The 16,309-nt window shown below is 64.7% G+C and carries 14 protein-coding genes and 1 CRISPR repeat array (1 of these 15 only partly in view); of the genes, 10 read left to right on the forward strand and 4 right to left on the reverse strand.

The genetic code is table 11. The annotated features are described in order from the left end of the window. The first annotated feature begins 12 nt into the window (after positions 1-12). Genes hisG through hisC form a run of 3 tightly spaced genes read left to right on the forward strand, consistent with a single transcriptional unit; the run spans position 13 to position 3,022 of the window. Positions 13-666, forward strand: a complete 654-nt coding sequence (gene hisG / locus ISO4_RS02770; RefSeq protein ID WP_142948909.1) for an ATP phosphoribosyltransferase — start codon at positions 13-15, stop codon at positions 664-666. Further along, positions 663-1,967, forward strand: a complete 1,305-nt coding sequence (gene hisD, locus ISO4_RS02775; RefSeq protein ID WP_194855063.1) for a histidinol dehydrogenase — start codon at positions 663-665, stop codon at positions 1,965-1,967. Before hisG ends, hisD begins: the two co-directional genes overlap by 4 nt. Next, entirely contained in the window at positions 1,964-3,022 is a 1,059-nt protein-coding gene (hisC, locus tag ISO4_RS02780) for a histidinol-phosphate transaminase (RefSeq protein ID WP_194855064.1), read from the forward strand. The genes hisD and hisC overlap by 4 nt, the downstream gene beginning before the upstream one ends. Before the next feature lie 140 nt (positions 3,023-3,162). Here the strand turns inward: hisC and ISO4_RS02785 are convergent, their stop codons facing one another. Further along, the gene (locus ISO4_RS02785; protein WP_194855065.1) at positions 3,163-4,293 is read right to left on the reverse strand and encodes a S1C family serine protease; all 1,131 of its coding nucleotides are present in this window, start codon (positions 4,291-4,293) and stop codon (positions 3,163-3,165) included. Positions 4,294-4,356: 63 nt separating this feature from the next. Here ISO4_RS02785 and ISO4_RS02790 point away from each other — a divergent pair, with 63 nt between their 5' ends. The 3 genes from ISO4_RS02790 to sat all read left to right on the forward strand — a co-directional run bounded on the left by ISO4_RS02790 (position 4,357) and on the right by sat (position 7,345). Next, positions 4,357-5,115 (forward strand): Nif3-like dinuclear metal center hexameric protein, encoded by a 759-nt coding sequence (locus tag ISO4_RS02790; protein ID WP_323745326.1) that lies wholly within the window; start codon positions 4,357-4,359, stop codon positions 5,113-5,115. Between the two features lie 30 nt (positions 5,116-5,145). Next, a complete protein-coding gene (locus ISO4_RS02795) occupies positions 5,146-6,009 on the forward strand; it encodes a diacylglycerol/lipid kinase family protein (protein ID WP_194855066.1) in 864 nt (287 codons plus the stop codon). A 121-nt stretch (positions 6,010-6,130) separates the two neighbouring features. Next, on the forward strand, positions 6,131-7,345 hold the full coding sequence (sat, locus tag ISO4_RS02800; RefSeq protein ID WP_194855067.1) for a sulfate adenylyltransferase: 1,215 nt from the start codon (positions 6,131-6,133) through the stop codon (positions 7,343-7,345). A 153-nt stretch (positions 7,346-7,498) separates the two neighbouring features. Here the strand turns inward: sat and ISO4_RS02805 are convergent, their stop codons facing one another. Next, the gene (locus ISO4_RS02805; RefSeq protein ID WP_142948900.1) at positions 7,499-8,017 is read right to left on the reverse strand and encodes a YhcB family protein; all 519 of its coding nucleotides are present in this window, start codon (positions 8,015-8,017) and stop codon (positions 7,499-7,501) included. 86 nt (positions 8,018-8,103) lie between these two features. On the opposite strand from ISO4_RS02805, the gene ISO4_RS02810 reads away from it, so the two are divergent. From ISO4_RS02810 to ISO4_RS02825, 4 genes are all read left to right on the forward strand, one after another. Then, the gene (locus tag ISO4_RS02810; RefSeq protein ID WP_194855068.1) at positions 8,104-8,733 is read left to right on the forward strand and encodes an alpha/beta hydrolase; all 630 of its coding nucleotides are present in this window, start codon (positions 8,104-8,106) and stop codon (positions 8,731-8,733) included. A 78-nt stretch (positions 8,734-8,811) separates the two neighbouring features. Then, positions 8,812-9,900 carry a cell division protein ZapE gene (zapE, locus tag ISO4_RS02815; protein WP_142948897.1) on the forward strand — a complete coding sequence of 363 codons (1,089 nt, stop codon included), beginning with the start codon at positions 8,812-8,814 and terminating at the stop codon, positions 9,898-9,900. 73 nt (positions 9,901-9,973) lie between these two features. Further along, the gene (locus ISO4_RS02820) at positions 9,974-11,119 is read left to right on the forward strand and encodes an acyl-CoA dehydrogenase family protein (protein WP_142948896.1); all 1,146 of its coding nucleotides are present in this window, start codon (positions 9,974-9,976) and stop codon (positions 11,117-11,119) included. A gap of 241 nt (positions 11,120-11,360) precedes the next feature. After that, on the forward strand, positions 11,361-12,596 hold the full coding sequence (locus tag ISO4_RS02825) for an OmpP1/FadL family transporter (RefSeq protein WP_194855069.1): 1,236 nt from the start codon (positions 11,361-11,363) through the stop codon (positions 12,594-12,596). Positions 12,597-12,691: 95 nt separating this feature from the next. Here ISO4_RS02825 and ISO4_RS02830 read toward each other — a convergent pair whose 3' ends face one another. Both ISO4_RS02830 and ISO4_RS02835 read right to left on the reverse strand, forming a co-directional pair. Beyond that, positions 12,692-12,988 (reverse strand): HigA family addiction module antitoxin, encoded by a 297-nt coding sequence (locus ISO4_RS02830; RefSeq protein WP_194855070.1) that lies wholly within the window; start codon positions 12,986-12,988, stop codon positions 12,692-12,694. A 9-nt stretch (positions 12,989-12,997) separates the two neighbouring features. Beyond that, complete coding sequence (locus ISO4_RS02835; RefSeq protein ID WP_228547873.1) at positions 12,998-13,276, reverse strand: type II toxin-antitoxin system RelE/ParE family toxin; 279 nt, start codon at positions 13,274-13,276, stop codon at positions 12,998-13,000. 437 nt (positions 13,277-13,713) lie between these two features. After that, positions 13,714-16,309: a CRISPR direct-repeat array (repeat unit 29 nt; unit sequence CTGTTCCCCGCACAGGCGGGGATAAACCG) (it continues 627 nt past the right edge of the window).

Genomic DNA, 16,309 nt, shown 5'->3' on the forward strand with positions numbered 1-16,309 from the left:
ATGGAAACCGACATGTCCGAAAAACCGCTGATTATCGCCCTCTCCAAGGGCCGCATACTTGACGAGACGCTGCCGCTGCTCAAGCACGCCGGTATCGAGCTGCTGGAGGACCCGTCCGCGTCCCGCAAGCTGATCTTCGACACCACCCGCGATGACGTGCAGATCATCATCATCCGCGCCACCGACGTGCCGCCCTATGTGCAGCACGGCGGCGCCGATATGGGCGTGGCCGGCAAGGACGTGCTGATGGAAAACGGCGCCGAAGGCATCTTCGAGCCGCTCGATCTGGAAATCGCCCGCTGCAAGCTGATGGTGGCCGCGCTCAAGGACGCGCCGCCGGTGAGCGGGCGCCTGCGGGTGGCCACCAAGTTCGTCAACGTGGCGCGCCAGTATTTCGCCCAGCAGGGCAAGCAGGCGGAGATCATCAAGCTCTACGGCGCCATGGAACTGGCGCCGCTGGTGGGGCTGGCGGACCGCATCGTGGACATCGTCGACACCGGCAACACGCTGCGCGCCAACGGCCTGGAGCCCACCGAAACCATCGCCGACGACATTTCCTCCCGGGTGGTGGTCAACCGGGCCAGCATGAAGACCCGTCACGCCGCGATTCAGGCGATTCTTGATAAACTCGAGCAAGCCGTGGAGCAACGCCGGGAAACAGCATGAAGACCAACCGTTTAAACGCCAACGACGCGGATTTCGTTCCCCGCCTGATGGCGCTCACCGCCTGGAGCGAAGAGCGCGATGAGGAAGTGGGCGAGCGGGTGCGCGGTATCCTGCGTGACGTGGCCGGCCGGGGCGACGCCGCGGTGGTGGAGTACACCAACCGCTTCGACCGCCGCGACGCCGCGTCCATGGCGGATCTGACCGTGGAGCGGGCGCAGCTGGAAGCGGCTCTTGAGCGTCTGCCCGCCGAGCAGCGCCAGGCCCTGGAAGCGGCCGCCGAACGGGTCAGCGATTACCACGCCCGTCAGAAGCAGGATTCCTGGCACTACCGCGACGCCCACGGCACCCTGCTGGGCCAGCAGGTGACCCCGCTGGACCGCGCCGGCATCTACGTGCCCGGCGGCAAGGCCGCCTACCCCAGCTCGGTGCTGATGAACGCGCTGCCCGCCCGGGTCGCCGGCGTGGCCGAAATCGTCATGGTCAGCCCGGCGCCGGACGGCGAGCTCAACGACATGGTGCTGGCGGCGGCGGCGGTGGCCGGCGTGGAGCGTTTCTTCACCCTGGGCGGCGCCCAGGCGGTGGGGGCGCTGGCGTTCGGCACCGAAACGGTGCCGGCGGTGGACAAGATCGTCGGCCCCGGCAACATCTACGTGGCCGAGGCCAAGCGCCAGGTGTTCGGCAAGGTGGGCATCGACATGATCGCCGGCCCGTCGGAGATTCTGGTGGTCTGCGACGGCAAGACCGATCCGGACTGGATCGCCATGGACCTGTTCTCCCAGGCCGAGCACGACGAAGAGGCGCAATCCATTCTGGTCAGCCCGGACGCGGATTTCCTCGCCCGGGTGGAAGAGGCCATGGAGCGCCTGGCGCCGACCCTGGAGCGGGAAACCGTGATCCGCACCTCGATGGCCAACCGTGGCGCCCTGATTCAGGTGGACGACCTGGATCAGGCCATGGAGGTGGTCAACCGCGTCTGCCCGGAGCACCTGGAGCTGTCCCTGGATGACGCCGAGGTCTGGGCGAAGAAAGTGCGCCACGCCGGCGCCATCTTCCTGGGCCGCCACACCCCGGAGGCGCTCGGTGATTACTGCGCCGGGCCCAACCACGTGCTGCCCACCAGCGCCACCTCGCGGTTCTCGTCGCCGCTGGGCGTGTACGACTTCCAGAAGCGCAGCTCGTTGATCGGCTGCTCGCCGGAGGGCGCCAGCGAGCTGGGTAAAATCGCCTCGGTGCTGTCCCGCGCGGAGAGCCTCACCGCCCACGCCCGCAGCGCCGAAATGAGGATCAAGAAGCCGCTATGAGCCGATTCTGGAGCCCCTTCGTCCGCGACCTGGAGCCCTACGTGCCCGGCGAGCAGCCGAAAATGGCGCGGCTGGTGAAGCTCAACACCAACGAGCACCCGCTGGGCCCCTCGCCCAGGGTGATCGAGGCGATCCGTGCGGCCGCCGACGACCGCCTGCGCCTGTATCCGGACCCGGACGCCACTGAGCTCAAGGACGCCATCGCCGCCTACCACGGCGTCAGCCGCGCCCAGGTGTTCGTCGGCAACGGTTCCGATGAGGTGCTGGCGCACATCTTCTTTGGTCTGTTCAAGCAGGACCGGCCGCTGCTGTTCCCGGACATCACCTACAGCTTTTATAAGGTGTACTGCGGGCTCTACGACATTGATTACCGGCCGGTGCCGCTGGACGACGACCTGGCCATCGATCCGGCCGACTACACCGCCCCCAACGGCGGCATTATCTTCCCCAACCCGAACGCGCCCACCGGCCGGCTGCTGCCGCTGGACGCCATTGAAGCCGTGCTGGCCGCCAACCCGGAGTCGGTGGTGGTGATCGACGAAGCCTACGTGGATTTCGGCGGCGACACCGCCATCGCCCTGGTGGACCGCTACCCCAACCTGCTGGTCACCCAGACGCTGTCCAAGTCCCGGTCACTGGCCGGCGTGCGCATCGGCTTCGCGGTGGGCCATCCTGAGCTGATCGACGGGCTGGAGCGGATCAAGAACAGCTTCAATTCCTACCCGCTGGACCGGCTGGCGATCGCCGCCGGCAAGGCCGCCTTCGAGGACGAGGATTTTTTCCAGCGCGGCCGCGAGCTGGTCATCGAGGAGCGCGAAACCCTGCGCCACGCGCTGGAAACGATGCACTTCCAGGTGCTGCCCTCGGCGGCCAACTTCCTGTTCTGCCGCCACGCCACCCGCCCCGGCGCCGACCTGGCGGCGGCGCTGCGCGAGCGCGGCATCATCGTCCGCCACTTCGGCAAACCCGAACGCATCCAGGACCACTTGCGGATAACGGTGGGGCGCCCCGATCAGAATCGGGAGCTCACCGAAGCCCTGGAAGAAATCCTGTAGGAGCGGGCCCTGCCCGCGAAAGGGAGCGAAGCTCCCGGCAGGATCCCAGAGACGCTGTTTGTGCCGCTGTTAGATAGGCCTCTGGTATCCCGCCGGGTGGCTATAAGCCACCCTTTCGCGGGCTAGGCCCGCTCCTACGATTATTCGTTTGCCGGTGGGCGCGTGCCGATGGTCACGTCCAGCTCCAGCTCCTGGGTGTTGCGCCGCACGTTGAGGGTCAGCTTGGTGCCCGGTTCGGTGCCGGCGATGCGGTTCATCGCTTCGTAGCCGTCCTTCATGGTGTTGCCGTCGATGCCGATCAGCACGTCGCCGGCTTGCAGGCCGGCGTCCTGGGCCGGGCTGCCGGACACCACCTCGGTGACCACGCCGCCGACCACGTCGTCCATGCCGAAGGTTTCCGCCAGGGTGGGGTTGATGTCCTGGACGGTGACGCCCAGGTAGCCGCGGATCACCCGGCCGTGTTCGATCAGGTCGGACATCACCTCGCTGGCGATCGACGCCGGGGTGGCGAAGCCGATGCCCTGCCAGTTGCCGTCCGAGGACAGAATGGCGGTGTTGATGCCGATCAGATGACCACGGGTGTTGATCAGCGCGCCGCCGGAGTTGCCCCGGTTGATGGCCGCGTCGGTCTGGATGAAATTCTCGAAGGTGGCGATGCCCAGATGGGTGCGGCCGGTGGCGCTGACGATGCCCATGGACACGGTCTGGCCCACGCCCAGCGGGTTGCCGATGGCCAGCACCACGTCGCCGACGCTCACCGGCTGCGGGCCGTTCAGTTCGATTTGCGGCAGGTCTTCCAGGGCGATCTGCAGCAGCGCCAGATCGGTTTCCGGGTCGGTGCCCACCACCCGCGCCGGGGCGTCCCGGCCGTCGCGCAGGGCCACCAGGATCTCATCGGCGTCGCGGATCACATGGTAGCTGGTCAGCACATAGCCTTCGGAGGACACCAGCACCCCGGAGCCCAGGCTGGCCAGGGCGCGCTCGCGGCGCGGGCGCTCCATGAAGCGGTTGAACAGCGGGTCGTCGCTGAGCTGCTCGCCGCCGCGGGTGACGATCTGGGTGGTATAGACGTTGACCACCGCCGGCGCCGCCCGGGCCACCGCGTCCGAGTAGCTGTCCGCGCGGGGCGCCGTGGCGGTGGCCGGCGCGCCGGCGTCGCGGGCGCCGGGCCCGTGCTCGTACCACCACAGCACCGACAGGCCCACGGCCAGGCCGGCGACCACCGGCAACGCCAGAAATCGAAACAGTTTTAATAACGGGCCTGTTAACACTTATCCAAGCCTCCGCCCCCGCGAATCATGTAGACTGCGCGCAATAGTAGCAGGGAGACCTCCATGCTGAAACGCGATCATTTGCTGCGTGTGCTCGACGACGAGCTGCAGCCTCACCGATTCCGTGACTACAGCCCCAACGGGCTTCAGGTGGAAGGCCGCGAGCAGGTGCGGCGGCTGGTGACCGGCGTCACCGCCTGCCAGGCGCTGATCGACGCGGCCATCGTCGAAGAAGCGGACGCCATCTTCGTGCATCACGGCTACTTCTGGAAAAACGAGGACCAGCGCGTTCGTGGCATGAAAAAGCAGCGGCTGCAGAGCCTGCTGCGCCACGACATCAGCCTGTTCGCCTACCATCTGCCGCTGGATGCGCACCCGCAATTGGGCAACAATGCGCAACTCGCGCGTCGCCTGGGGCTGCGCGTCGAAGGCGGCATGGAAGCGGGCAACCCGCTCTCCATCGGCAACGTGGGGCGTCTGGACGACCCGATGAGCGCGCGCGATTTCGCCGTCCATGTGGAGTCGGTGCTGGGGCGCGAGGCGCTGCACATCGGCGACGGCGAGGACGAAATCGAAACCCTGGCCTGGTGCACCGGCGCCGCCCAGGGCTTTATCGAACAGGCCCAGGCGCTCGGCGTGGACGCCTACTTGAGCGGTGAGATTTCCGAGCCCACCACCCATTTCGCCCGCGAAACCGGCATTCATTATTTCGCCTGCGGCCACCACGCCACCGAGCGCTATGGGGTGCAGGCGGTGGGGGAGTGGCTCGCCAATGAGTACGGGCTGGAACATACCTTCATCGATATCGATAACCCGGTCTAGGGCGGCATCTCTTCGGCAGTACGGGAACGCATGAACATCACGGTGATTTACAACCCTACCGCCGGGGGCGGCAGGGAGCGGCGGCTGCGCCATTTCGTGCGCGCGCTGGAAGAGGGCGGCGGCAAGGTGCGGCTTTACCACACCCGCGCGCCCGGCGACGCCACCCGTTATCTGCGCGGCCTGGCCGATCAGGGCGAGGTGGTGGTGGCGGCCGGTGGTGACGGCACCACCAACGACGTGATCAACGGCCTCAACCCGGGCGTGGCGCTGGCGCTGTTTCCGATCGGCACCGCCAATGTGCTGTCCCGGGAGTTGTCGATTCCGCGCCGCCCGGAAGCCGCCGCCAAGGTGGTGCTCGACGGCCGCACCCTGAACGTCACCCCGGCGCGGCTGAACGGCCGCCGCTTCATGGTGATGGCGGGCATCGGCTACGACGCCTGGGTGGTCGATCAGGTGGACCTGATTCTCAAGCGCCGGGTGGGCAAGCTCGCCTATGTGATCAGCATGATCCGCCAGCTGTTCCGCTACGGTCAGGTGCAGTACCGGATCACCGTGGACGGCCGCCCGCTGGACTGCTTTTCCGCGGTGATCACCAATGGCCGCTACTACGGCGGCAGCTTCGTGCTCAGCCGCGAAGCGGGCCTGGCCAAGCGCAGCCTGCAGGTGTTGATGTTCCAGCGCCCGGGCCTGGGCTTCCTGCTGCGCTGCCTGGCGGCGCTGGTGGTGGGGCGCATGGAGCGGGTCGACGGTGTCGCTTCGCTGAGCGCCGAGAAGGTCACCGTCACCGCGCCCGGCCTGGAGCCGGTGCAGGCGGACGGCGACCCGGTGGGCTGGCTGCCCGCCGAGATCGAACTGGAGCCGGCGCCGGTCAAGTTGCGCGTGCCCTGGGCGTAACGCGCAGAGCTTGCGGCTATAAGCACCAAACCGAAAGTTCTTAGCAGCGGTGGAGGGCCCCGGACGCGGGCCGGTATAATCCGCCGCCATCACAGACACAACCGACCATTAGGGAGCGAACATGTCGCAATTGGTGAAACCCCACGGCAGCGAAACGCTGAACATCCGGCTGCTGGAAGGCGCCGAACGGGAAAGCGCGCTGGCCGCGGCCAGTGCGCTGCCGAAAATCACCCTCAGTTCCCGCGAGCGCGGCGATCTGATCATGCTCGGCATCGGCGGTTTCACGCCGCTGGACGGCTTCATGGGGAAAGCCGACTGGCAGGGTGTGTGCGACAACATGACGCTGGCCAACGGCGTGTTCTGGCCGATCCCGATCACCCTGTCCACCGACCAGGCCACCGCCGACAGTCTGGCCGAAGGCGAGGAAGTCGCGCTGGTCGACGGTAACGGCGACATCATGGGCTCCATGTTGGTGAACGAGAAGTACACCATCGACAAGACGCACGAGTGTCAGCAGGTGTTCAAGACCACCGACGAAGAGCATCCGGGCGTGAAAATGGTGCTCGCCCAGGGCGACGTCAACCTGGCCGGCCCGGTGAAGGTGTTCAGCCAGGGCGACTTCCCGGAGAAGTACGCGGGCATCTACATGACACCCACCGAAACCCGCGCCATGTTCGAACAGCGCGGCTGGAAAAGCGTCGCCGCCTTCCAGACCCGCAACCCGATGCACCGCTCCCACGAGCACCTGGCCAAGATCGCCATCGAAATCTGCGACGGCGTGATGGTGCACTCGCTGCTGGGCAACCTGAAGCCCGGTGATATTCCGGCGGAAGTGCGCCAGGAAGCGATCAGCACCCTGGTCGAGCACTACTTCGTGGAGAACACCGTGGTGCAGTCCGGCTACCCGCTGGACATGCGTTACGCCGGCCCCCGCGAGGCGCTGCTGCACGCCCTGTTCCGCCAAAACTACGGCTGCTCGCACCTGATCGTCGGCCGTGACCACGCCGGCGTGGGCGACTACTACGGCCCGTTCGACGCCCACCACATCTTCGACGAGATTCCCAACGACGCGCTGATCACCCAGCCGCTGAAGATCGACTGGACCTTCTGGTGCGACAAGTGCGGCACCATGGCCAGCATGCGCACCTGCCCGCACACCGCCGATGACCGCGTACTGGTCAGCGGCACCAAGCTGCGCAAGCTGCTCAGCGAAGGCGGCGACGTGCCGGACAACTTCAGCCGCCCGGAAGTGCTGGAAGTGCTGCGCAACTACTACCAGGGCCTGCAGGAACACGAAAAAGTGAAGGTGGAGCTGAAAGGCCACTCGGCCCGCTAAGCCCCGCGCTCTTCAGGCAAATAAAAAACCCGGCTCAACGCCGGGTTTTTTTATGGCTTCGCTGTGGGAGCGGCCCCTGTGGGAGCGGGCCCCGCCCGCGAAAGGCCGGCAAAGCCGGCCGGCAGGATCCCAGAGCCCTATTTAACTCGCTTCTCAGCGCGGCTTATCACTGTCATCATCATCACTGCCCACATCCGCGTAATCCCGCGGCGGCGCCACCACCGCGGCGGGCTCGTCCTCGTCCCGGCCCACCGGGCTGTAGGGCCCGTCGGCCTTCTTCTTGCCCAGGCCGAAGTCCTCGGACAGCGTGCCCTGGGCCTTGGGTGCGTAATCCAGCGGTTGCGAAGCCGGGGTGTCCGGCTCGAACGCCGCGTCCAGGTTCTTCGCCGCCGCCTTGCGCCGGCCCGCCTCGCTGCACAGACCGTGGGCGCCCTGGGACAGATGCTGATGCACCGCCCGGTAGGACTGGGTCAGGTCGTTGACCAGATCGGCGGTTTCCAGGAAGTGGCGATCCACCTGGTCCCGGTAGTGATTAAGCGCGTTGCGGGCTTCATCACGCTCGCGAATCAGTTGGCTGCCCTGGCGCCGCGCGGGCAGCAGCCAGTATAAAACACCGGCGCCGGCCACCAGGCCGGCGAGGAAAGAGAGCAGGTGGGTTGTCAGCATATCCATGTCATACTCCTTAGCCAGCACATTGCAGCACAGTCCTAGTTGCCGCGCCAAGAAAAGCGGCCCGGAAATTGTATCGGGAGGAAACCATGAGTCGTGACCGGCTGGCCCTGGAGGGTCCGGAAGGCACCCTGGAAGCGGTGCTTGAAGGGGAAACGGAGAACCCTGCCATGATCGCCATCGTCTGCCACCCTCATCCCCAATTCGGCGGCACCATGGATAACAAAGTGGTGACCACCCTGATCCGCGCCGCCCGGGACGCGGGCGCCGCCGCCCTGCGCTTCAACTTCCGCGGCGTCGGTGAAAGCCAGGGCGCCTACAGCGACGGCATCGGCGAAGTGGAAGACCTGATCGCCGTGCACCGCTGGCTCAGCAAAAAGTACCCCGGCACCCCGCTGTGGCTGGCGGGCTTCTCGTTCGGCAGCTTCGTGGCGGCGCGCGGCGCCGAGGTGCTGGCCGCCAACGGCGAGGCGCCGGCGGCCCTGTTCCTGGTGGCCCCGCCGGTGCATCACTACGGCTTCGAGACCATCGAGAAGGTGGGCTGCCCGGTGACCGTGGTACAGGGCGAGGACGACGAGGTGGTGCCCGCGGACAAAGTGTTCCGCTGGGCGGAAAGCACCGCGCTGGCCCCGGATCTGATCCGCTTCCCGGACAGCGGCCACTTCTTCCACGGCCAGCTGGTCAATCTCCGCGAGGTGGCCGCTTCGCGGCTCCCCTGAGCCGGCGCGTCCCGGGCCGTCTTGTCACCCGTGCCCGGGAACGCTACATTGACCCGCCGTTCATCATCCCGGGACATCATGACGCCTCTCGAGAAGTATCAGGCCGATCTGGCCCGCCCTGAATTCGTGCGCGACCCGGCCCAGGAAGAGGCGGTTCGCGCGCTCGATCATCTGTACCACCGCCTGCTTGAAGACCGGCCCGCCAAGGGGCTGCTGGCGCGCCTGCGCAAGAGCAAGCGCCAGCCCTTCAAGGGCCTGTATATGTGGGGCGGCGTGGGGCGCGGCAAGACCTACCTGATGGACGTATTCTTCGAGTGCCTGCCGTTCGAGGAAAAGCGGCGCATGCACTTCCACCGCTTCATGCAGAAAGTGCACCGCCAATTGCGCGACCGGCAGGGCGAGAAAAACCCGCTGACCAGCATCGCCCGGGAATTCGCGGCCCGCTATCGGGTGCTCTGTTTCGACGAGTTCTTCGTCACCGACATCACCGACGCCATGATTCTCGGCACCCTGATGCAGACCCTGTTCGATCAGGGCGTCACCCTGGTGACCACTTCCAACATCGAGCCCGACGGCCTGTACAAGGACGGGCTGCAGCGCGCCCGTTTCCTGCCCGCCATCGAAGCGCTCAAGCTGCATACCCGGGTAATGAACGTGGACGGCGGCCACGACCACCGTCTGCGCCTGCTGGAGCAGGCGGAGCTGTTCCACTGCCCGCTGGGCGCCGAGGCGGACCGCTTCATGGCCGAGCGTTTCGCCGCGCTGGCGCCGGGCCACGGCCGCCACCGGGACCAGGGCAACATTCTGGTGGAAGGGCGCAAGATCGCCACGGTGAAATCCACCGACGACGTGGTCTGGTTCGACTTCCGGGCGCTCTGCGACGGTCCGCGCAGCCAGAACGACTACATCGAAATCGCCCGGGAGTTTCACACCGTGCTGATCTCCGGCGTGGAACGCATGGGCGCCGGCAGCGACGACCGCGCGCGCCGCTTCATCAATCTGGTCGACGAATTCTATGACCGCGGCGTGAAGCTGGTGGTGGCCGCGGAGACCCCGATCGAGGACCTCTACGCCGGCGGCCGTCTGGAGTTCGAGTTCGAACGCACCCGTTCGCGCCTGCTGGAGATGCAATCGCAGGAGTACCTAGCGCGAGAGCACCTGGCCTGAGCGTTTTGGTCATTGCCCCCGGTTCCCGGGGGCTAGACACTCTGTCTCCAGTTCGAGTCAACCGGAGAGCACAATGATCCCCCGTACCCTGTTCAGTTCCGACCACGAGACGTTCCGCGACACCGTCCGCAAGTTCCTGGAAAACGAAGCCGTCCCCCATCACGAAGAGTGGGAACAAACCGGCCAGGTGCCCAAGGCGCTCTGGCGCAAGGCCGGCGAGCAGGGTTTCCTGTGCCCCATGGTGAGCGAAGAGTACGGCGGCATCGGCGCCGACTTCCTCTACAGCGTGGTGGTCAGCGAGGAAATCTCCCGCGCCGGCCTGACCGGCATCGGCTGGGGCCTGCACACCGAAATCGTGGCGCCCTACATCGAGCACTACGGTTCCGAGGAAATGAAGCAGCGCCTGTTGCCGAAGATGGTAAGCGGCGAGCTGATCGGCGCCATCGCCATGAGCGAACCGGGCGCCGGCTCCGACCTGCAGGGCGTTAAGACCAACGCCGTGAAGGACGGCGATCACTACATCCTCAACGGCTCCAAGACCTTCATCACCAACGGCCAGAACGCCGACATCGTGATCGTGGTGGCCAAGACCGACCCCAGCAAAGGCGCCAAGGGCACCAGCCTGCTGATCGTCGAAGAGGGCATGGAAGGCTTCCAGAAAGGCAAGAACCTGAAGAAAGTGGGCATGAAAGCCCAGGACACCTCGGAGCTGTTCTTCCAGGACGTGAAAGTGCCGGCGGAAAACCTGATCGGCGACGAAGGCATGGGCTTCATCTATCTGATGCAGGAACTGCCCCAGGAACGCCTCGGCATCGCCATCAACGGCCTGGCCATGGCGGAAAGCGCCTTTGAGCACACCCTCGACTACGTGAAAGAGCGCAAGGCGTTCGGCCAGCGCGTCGCCGATTTCCAGAACACCCAGTTCAAGCTCGCCGAGCTGCGCACCAAGCTCGACGTGGCCCGCGCCTACGTCGACCGCTGCCTGGAGATGCACCTCAAGAAAGAGCTGGACATCCCCACCGCCGCCGGCGCCAAGTACTGGGTCACCGACCTGCAGTGCGAGATCATCGACGAGTGCCTGCAGCTGCACGGCGGCTACGGCTACATGTGGGAATACCCGATCGCCCGTATGTACGCCGACGCCCGTGTACAGCGTATTTACGGCGGCACCAACGAAATCATGAAAACCATCATCGCCCGCGCCCTGCTGGCCGGTTGATGCCGCGCCGCCCACGGCCCCGCCCCGGGGCCGCGGGCGGCACCGCCTTCCCAAAAAGGCGACCGACCGGTCGCCTTTATTTGATCAAAAACCACCAGTTTTACATTCCCCGCCTTCTCCCTACCGGGGTGCGAGTTTATTCTTACGCCACCGGTGTAAAACCCGGTAAATTTATGGTGCCCCGCGCCAGCGGAATGACGGGGCAGGGCACCGTTTTAGGCTCGATTTGATGGAGAACATTATGAAAATAAGAGGCGCATTGATCGCCGGTTCCGTGCTGTCACTGGCATCCGGTACCGCCGCCGCTTCAGGTTTTGGCGTGTCTTATCAGTCCGTATCCGCCATGGGCACCGCCTATGCCGGCTCCGCCGTACTCAGCGAGGACGCCACCAACCAATGGTATAACCCCGCCACCCTGGCCGGCCTGAACACCGCCGAGGTGTCCATCGCCGCCCACCAGGTGTGGATCGACACCACCTTTGAAGCCAACGGCGCCTCCGGCCCCGGTGATTTCGAAGACGTGGAGCCGTTCGTCGGCAGCGCCTTCCTGGCCCTGCCGTTCAACGACCGCGTGACCTTCGGCCTGGGCATCAACGCCCCCTACGGCACCAAGATCGAATACGAAGACAACTGGGGTAACGCCCTGTCCCCGACCGGCGTACCGGCCTCCGGTGACTTCTACGCCCAGACCTCCGATGTTCAGACCATCAACATCAACCCGGCGGTCGGCATCCAGATCACCGACAACCTGCGCCTCGGCGCCGGCGTCAACTACCAGCAGATCGACGCCGACATCGAAAACGCCGCCACCCGCCTGGAAGGCGACGACGACGCCTTCGGCTGGAACGTCGGCCTGACCTACAGCCCGGACGAGTCCAACCACTTCGGCGTGGCCTACCGTTCCGAGATCAGCTACGACATTGACGGCGACATCACCTTCAAACCGGCTTCCGCCGGTCCGCTGGCCGGTCAGTATGCCGGTGAAACCAGTCTCGACCTTCCCGCCGTGCTGCAGCTCTCCTATGCGGGTGACTTGACCGACCGTACCCAGCTGCTGCTGGGTGTAGAGCGCACCGACTGGAGCAGCCTGGATCGGCTGGTGATTGACCATGCTGGCCCGGCTCCGCTTCCCAATCCCGCGATTGAGGAATTCGGCTGGGAAGACACCACCCGCTACTCCGCGGGCGTGCGTCACACCCTGCAGAACGACACCGTGCTGCGCTTCGGCCTGGCCAAGGAAGAGTCCACCCAGAGCAGCGACACCCGCTCTGCTATCTCGCCGGACTCCGACCGCATCTGGGCCACCATCGGTGCCGGCTTCAACCCCACGGATAACCTCAGCATCGATGTCGCCTACGCCCACATCTTCGTGGACGACGCCGACATCTATAAAGACGGCCGTGCCCCGGCGGTACTGGACGGTACCTACGAGCTGGACGCCGACATCATCGGCGCGCAGTTGAACTACCAGTTCTAAGCGACACCGTTGAGAAGAGCCCGGCAGCGTTCTCGTTGCCGGGCACTAAAAAGGCGAACCCGAGGGTTCGCCTTTTTTGTTTGTGCCGGTACCGTCTATACCGCAGTGCGAATGTCCTCGGGCTCCCCTTGCTGGCGGGCTTTCCAAAGATCGTGCTGCATCTGCTCATGAAGCCACGTTTCTGCCCGGGCGCCACGCTTCGGGCCGCCGAGCCAGATCTCAAGGCGCCGGGCCAGATCAATGGAAACGGCTGCTTTGCCGTTGAGGACGCGAGATAAGGCCACCCGGGACACGCCAAGCTGACGGGCCGCCTCGGTAACGCTGAGGCCCAGGGCTGGAAGAACATCCTCACGCAGGGTTTCTCCGGGGTGGGGAGGATTGAACATATCCATGGTGACCTCCTAATGGTAGTCCTGATAGTCAACGAGGATGGCGTCGCCGTCCTCGAATTTAAAGGTTAGCCGCCAGTTACCACTGATCGAGACGGCGTAATGACCGGCTAAGGCACCTTTCAGCGAGTGAAACCCCATCCTGGAGAATCCATCTCCTTCGGCGACGCACAGACGTTGAGTCGGGCCAGTTGGCGGCGGAGCTTCGGGGCATGGTTTGCCTGAATACCGACTGTGCTGCCGGTGGTAAAGAAACTTCTTCAGTCCCTTATGGTGAAAACTCTTAATCATTGACTTCCCCTATCAATGCGGCTCAACTGTATCGTGTAACGCGTCGAGATACAAACAGGAGTGAGTAGAGCAATGGATGTTCAACAGGTGACAAAGTCACAGTTCAAGAGCCGGGCCTCGGAGTTGTTTCGTAAGATTGAGGAATCCGGTTTAACCGTGGTGGTGACCGACCAGGGCAGGCCCGTTGTGGAGGTTCGCAGGTGCCGCAGGAATCAGCGCTCTCCTCTTGAGGTACTCCGAAATAGCGTGGTGGATTTTAAGCGACCGACCGAACCAATCTAATGGGCTCGCAACCTGTCTTTGGTTGCAAAAGAGCATTGACTGCACTGAGATACGAGTTAGATGCTCTTTAAAAATGCGGTCAAAATTCGTACAGGATGTTTGGTGGAAAATCTCGCTCCCGATTTTCCCTTATAAAACAATCATGTACATTTAGACTGTTCCCCGCACAGGCGGGGATAAACCGGCGGAAATCGGAGCGCTGGATGTCCAAGGGCACTGTTCCCCGCACAGGCGGGGATAGCCCGGCGGAAATCGGAGCGCTGGATGTCCAAGGGCACTGTTCCCCGCCCAGGCGGGGATAAACCGGACTTTGACCGGTTTTGCCGGTGCGCCTTCGACCTGTTCCCCGCACAGGCGGGGATAAACCGAATCTGGTGCCGCGCCGTGGCGCCCGCGTGATCTGTTCCCCGCACAGGCGGGGATAAACCGGACTTTGACCGGTTTTGCCGGTGCGCCTTCGACCTGTTCCCCGCACAGGCGGGGATAAACCGCGACGGCGCCGAGTGATGGAAATGCTGTTGCACTGTTCCCCGCACAGGCGGGGATAAACCGCGACGGCGACGAGGGATGGAAATGCTGTTGCACTGTTCCCCGCACAGGCGGGGATAAACCGATAATCCGGTCATCGCGCTTCACCTTGTAACGCTGTTCCCCGCACAGGCGGGGATAAACCGATCGCACTGACCGGAACGCCTACATCGCGTCTCTGTTCCCCGCACAGGCGGGGATAAACCGCCGGAATGAGCTGGCTCCCCCTGCTGAAGAAACTGTTCCCCGCACAGGCGGGGATAAACCGTCGGCGTCACCGAAAAAGGCGGCGTGCGGCCCCTGTTCCCCGCACAGGCGGGGATAAACCGTCGGCGTCACCGAAAAAGGCGGCGTGCTGCCCCTGTTCCCCGCACAGGCGGGGATAAACCGGAAGGCGCGACAGCCGCGCAGCTGGCTGCCATCTGTTCCCCGCACAGGCGGGGATAAACCGATAATCCGGTCATCGCGCTTCACCTTGTAACGCTGTTCCCCGCACAGGCGGGGATAAACCGATAATCCGGTCATCGCGCTTCACCTTGTAACGCTGTTCCCCGCACAGGCGGGGATAAACCGAAACCGCGCTGAACGTGGGTAAGCCGGCCGGTCTGTTCCCCGCACAGGCGGGGATAAACCGAAACCGCGCTGAACGTGGGTAAGCCGGCCGGTCTGTTCCCCGCACAGGCGGGGATAAACCGAAACCGCGCTGAACGTGGGTAAGCCGGCCGGTCTGTTCCCCGCACAGGCGGGGATAAACCGAAACCGCGCTGAACGTGGGTAAGCCGGCCGGTCTGTTCCCCGCACAGGCGGGGATAAACCGGCCGAAGCTGCGGCCGCTTGGGGTATGAAGCTCTGTTCCCCGCACAGGCGGGGATAAACCGGCCGAAGCTGCGGCCGCTTGGGGTATGAAGCTCTGTTCCCCGCACAGGCGGGGATAAACCGATGTTGAATACCGACGAGGTATACAACTAGCCCTGTTCCCCGCACAGGCGGGGATAAACCGCCTACAGCCAGTGCCTGGCCTGGGTGGGCGAGCTGTTCCCCGCACAGGCGGGGATAAACCGAAACCGCGCTGAACGTGGGTAAGCCGGCCGGTCTGTTCCCCGCACAGGCGGGGATAAACCGCGCCTTTTACACGTTCCGCCGCCCGATTCGATCTGTTCCCCGCACAGGCGGGGATAAACCGGCATCAGTCACTCACCGCCGTGTAGATCACATCTGTTCCCCGCACAGGCGGGGATAAACCGATAATCCGGTCATCGCGCTTCACCTTGTAACGCTGTTCCCCGCACAGGCGGGGATAAACCGATAATCCGGTCATCGCGCTTCACGATGGACGCCAAGGCGGCCTCGGCCATGCTGTTCCCCGCACAGGCGGGGATAAACCGGACCAGCTTCAAAATCAGGAAACCCAGCGCCTCTGTTCCCCGCACAGGCGGGGATAAACCGGACATTCCGGCAGCCCGCTACCCGGAACTGTGCCTGTTCCCCGCACAGGCGGGGATAAACCGTCCGCCGACGGCAAGACCGGCATGATCACCTACTGTTCCCCGCACAGGCGGGGATAAACCGGGGTAATTACTACGAATATCCCGGCGCCAGGGCTGTTCCCCGCACAGGCGGGGATAAACCGCGAGCTTTCTTTCCTCAATTCTTCTATGTGGTCTGTTCCCCGCACAGGCGGGGATAAACCGGGTTGGCCCTCCGGGATCGCGCCCAGCGAGATCTGTTCCCCGCACAGGCGGGGATAAACCGGAAGGCGCTGCTTTCCTGATCGGGCCTTTCCCCTGTTCCCCGCACAGGCGGGGATAAACCGGCGGGCACTCGCTTCGACGCCCCGGCCCTGTCCTGTTCCCCGCACAGGCGGGGATAAACCGCGGGTTCCAGCGGGTAATGTGTCCATCAGGGGCTGTTCCCCGCACAGGCGGGGATAAACCTCCGGGAGCCGGGCGGGCAGCGTTTTAGGGCGGCTGTTCCCCGCACAGGCGGGGATAAACCGCGAGCTTTCTTTCCTCAATTCTTCTATGTGGTCTGTTCCCCGCACAGGCGGGGATAAACCGCGAGCTTTCTTTCCTCAATTCTTCTATGTGGTCTGTTCCCCGCACAGGCGGGGATAAACCGCGGGTGCCGAAGCGAGCCACCAAGGAAATGGCCTGTTCCCCGCACAGGCGGGGATAAACCGGGCGCGGATCGGTCGGGCGCCTATGCCATCCACTGTTCCCCGCA

It is taken from the genome of Alloalcanivorax venustensis ISO4, assembly GCF_015356855.1.
Taxonomy (GTDB): Bacteria; Pseudomonadota; Gammaproteobacteria; order Pseudomonadales; family Alcanivoracaceae; genus Alloalcanivorax; species Alloalcanivorax venustensis.

Bases quoted from the DNA above. Each gene is read 5' to 3' on its own strand.
- hisG (WP_142948909.1), top strand. From the start codon at position 13: ATGTCCGAAAAACCGCTGATTATCGCCCTCTCCAAGGGCCGCATACTT.
- hisD (WP_194855063.1), top strand. From the start codon at position 663: ATGAAGACCAACCGTTTAAACGCCAACGACGCGGATTTCGTTCCCCGC.
- hisC (WP_194855064.1), top strand. From the start codon at position 1,964: ATGAGCCGATTCTGGAGCCCCTTCGTCCGCGACCTGGAGCCCTACGTG.
- ISO4_RS02790 (WP_323745326.1), top strand. From the start codon at position 4,357: ATGCTGAAACGCGATCATTTGCTGCGTGTGCTCGACGACGAGCTGCAG.
- ISO4_RS02795 (WP_194855066.1), top strand. From the start codon at position 5,146: ATGAACATCACGGTGATTTACAACCCTACCGCCGGGGGCGGCAGGGAG.
- sat (WP_194855067.1), top strand. From the start codon at position 6,131: ATGTCGCAATTGGTGAAACCCCACGGCAGCGAAACGCTGAACATCCGG.
- ISO4_RS02805 (WP_142948900.1), bottom strand. From the start codon at position 8,017: ATGGATATGCTGACAACCCACCTGCTCTCTTTCCTCGCCGGCCTGGTG.
- ISO4_RS02810 (WP_194855068.1), top strand. From the start codon at position 8,104: ATGAGTCGTGACCGGCTGGCCCTGGAGGGTCCGGAAGGCACCCTGGAA.
- zapE (WP_142948897.1), top strand. From the start codon at position 8,812: ATGACGCCTCTCGAGAAGTATCAGGCCGATCTGGCCCGCCCTGAATTC.
- ISO4_RS02820 (WP_142948896.1), top strand. From the start codon at position 9,974: ATGATCCCCCGTACCCTGTTCAGTTCCGACCACGAGACGTTCCGCGAC.
- ISO4_RS02825 (WP_194855069.1), top strand. From the start codon at position 11,361: ATGAAAATAAGAGGCGCATTGATCGCCGGTTCCGTGCTGTCACTGGCA.
- ISO4_RS02830 (WP_194855070.1), bottom strand. From the start codon at position 12,988: ATGGATATGTTCAATCCTCCCCACCCCGGAGAAACCCTGCGTGAGGAT.
- ISO4_RS02835 (WP_228547873.1), bottom strand. From the start codon at position 13,276: ATGATTAAGAGTTTTCACCATAAGGGACTGAAGAAGTTTCTTTACCAC.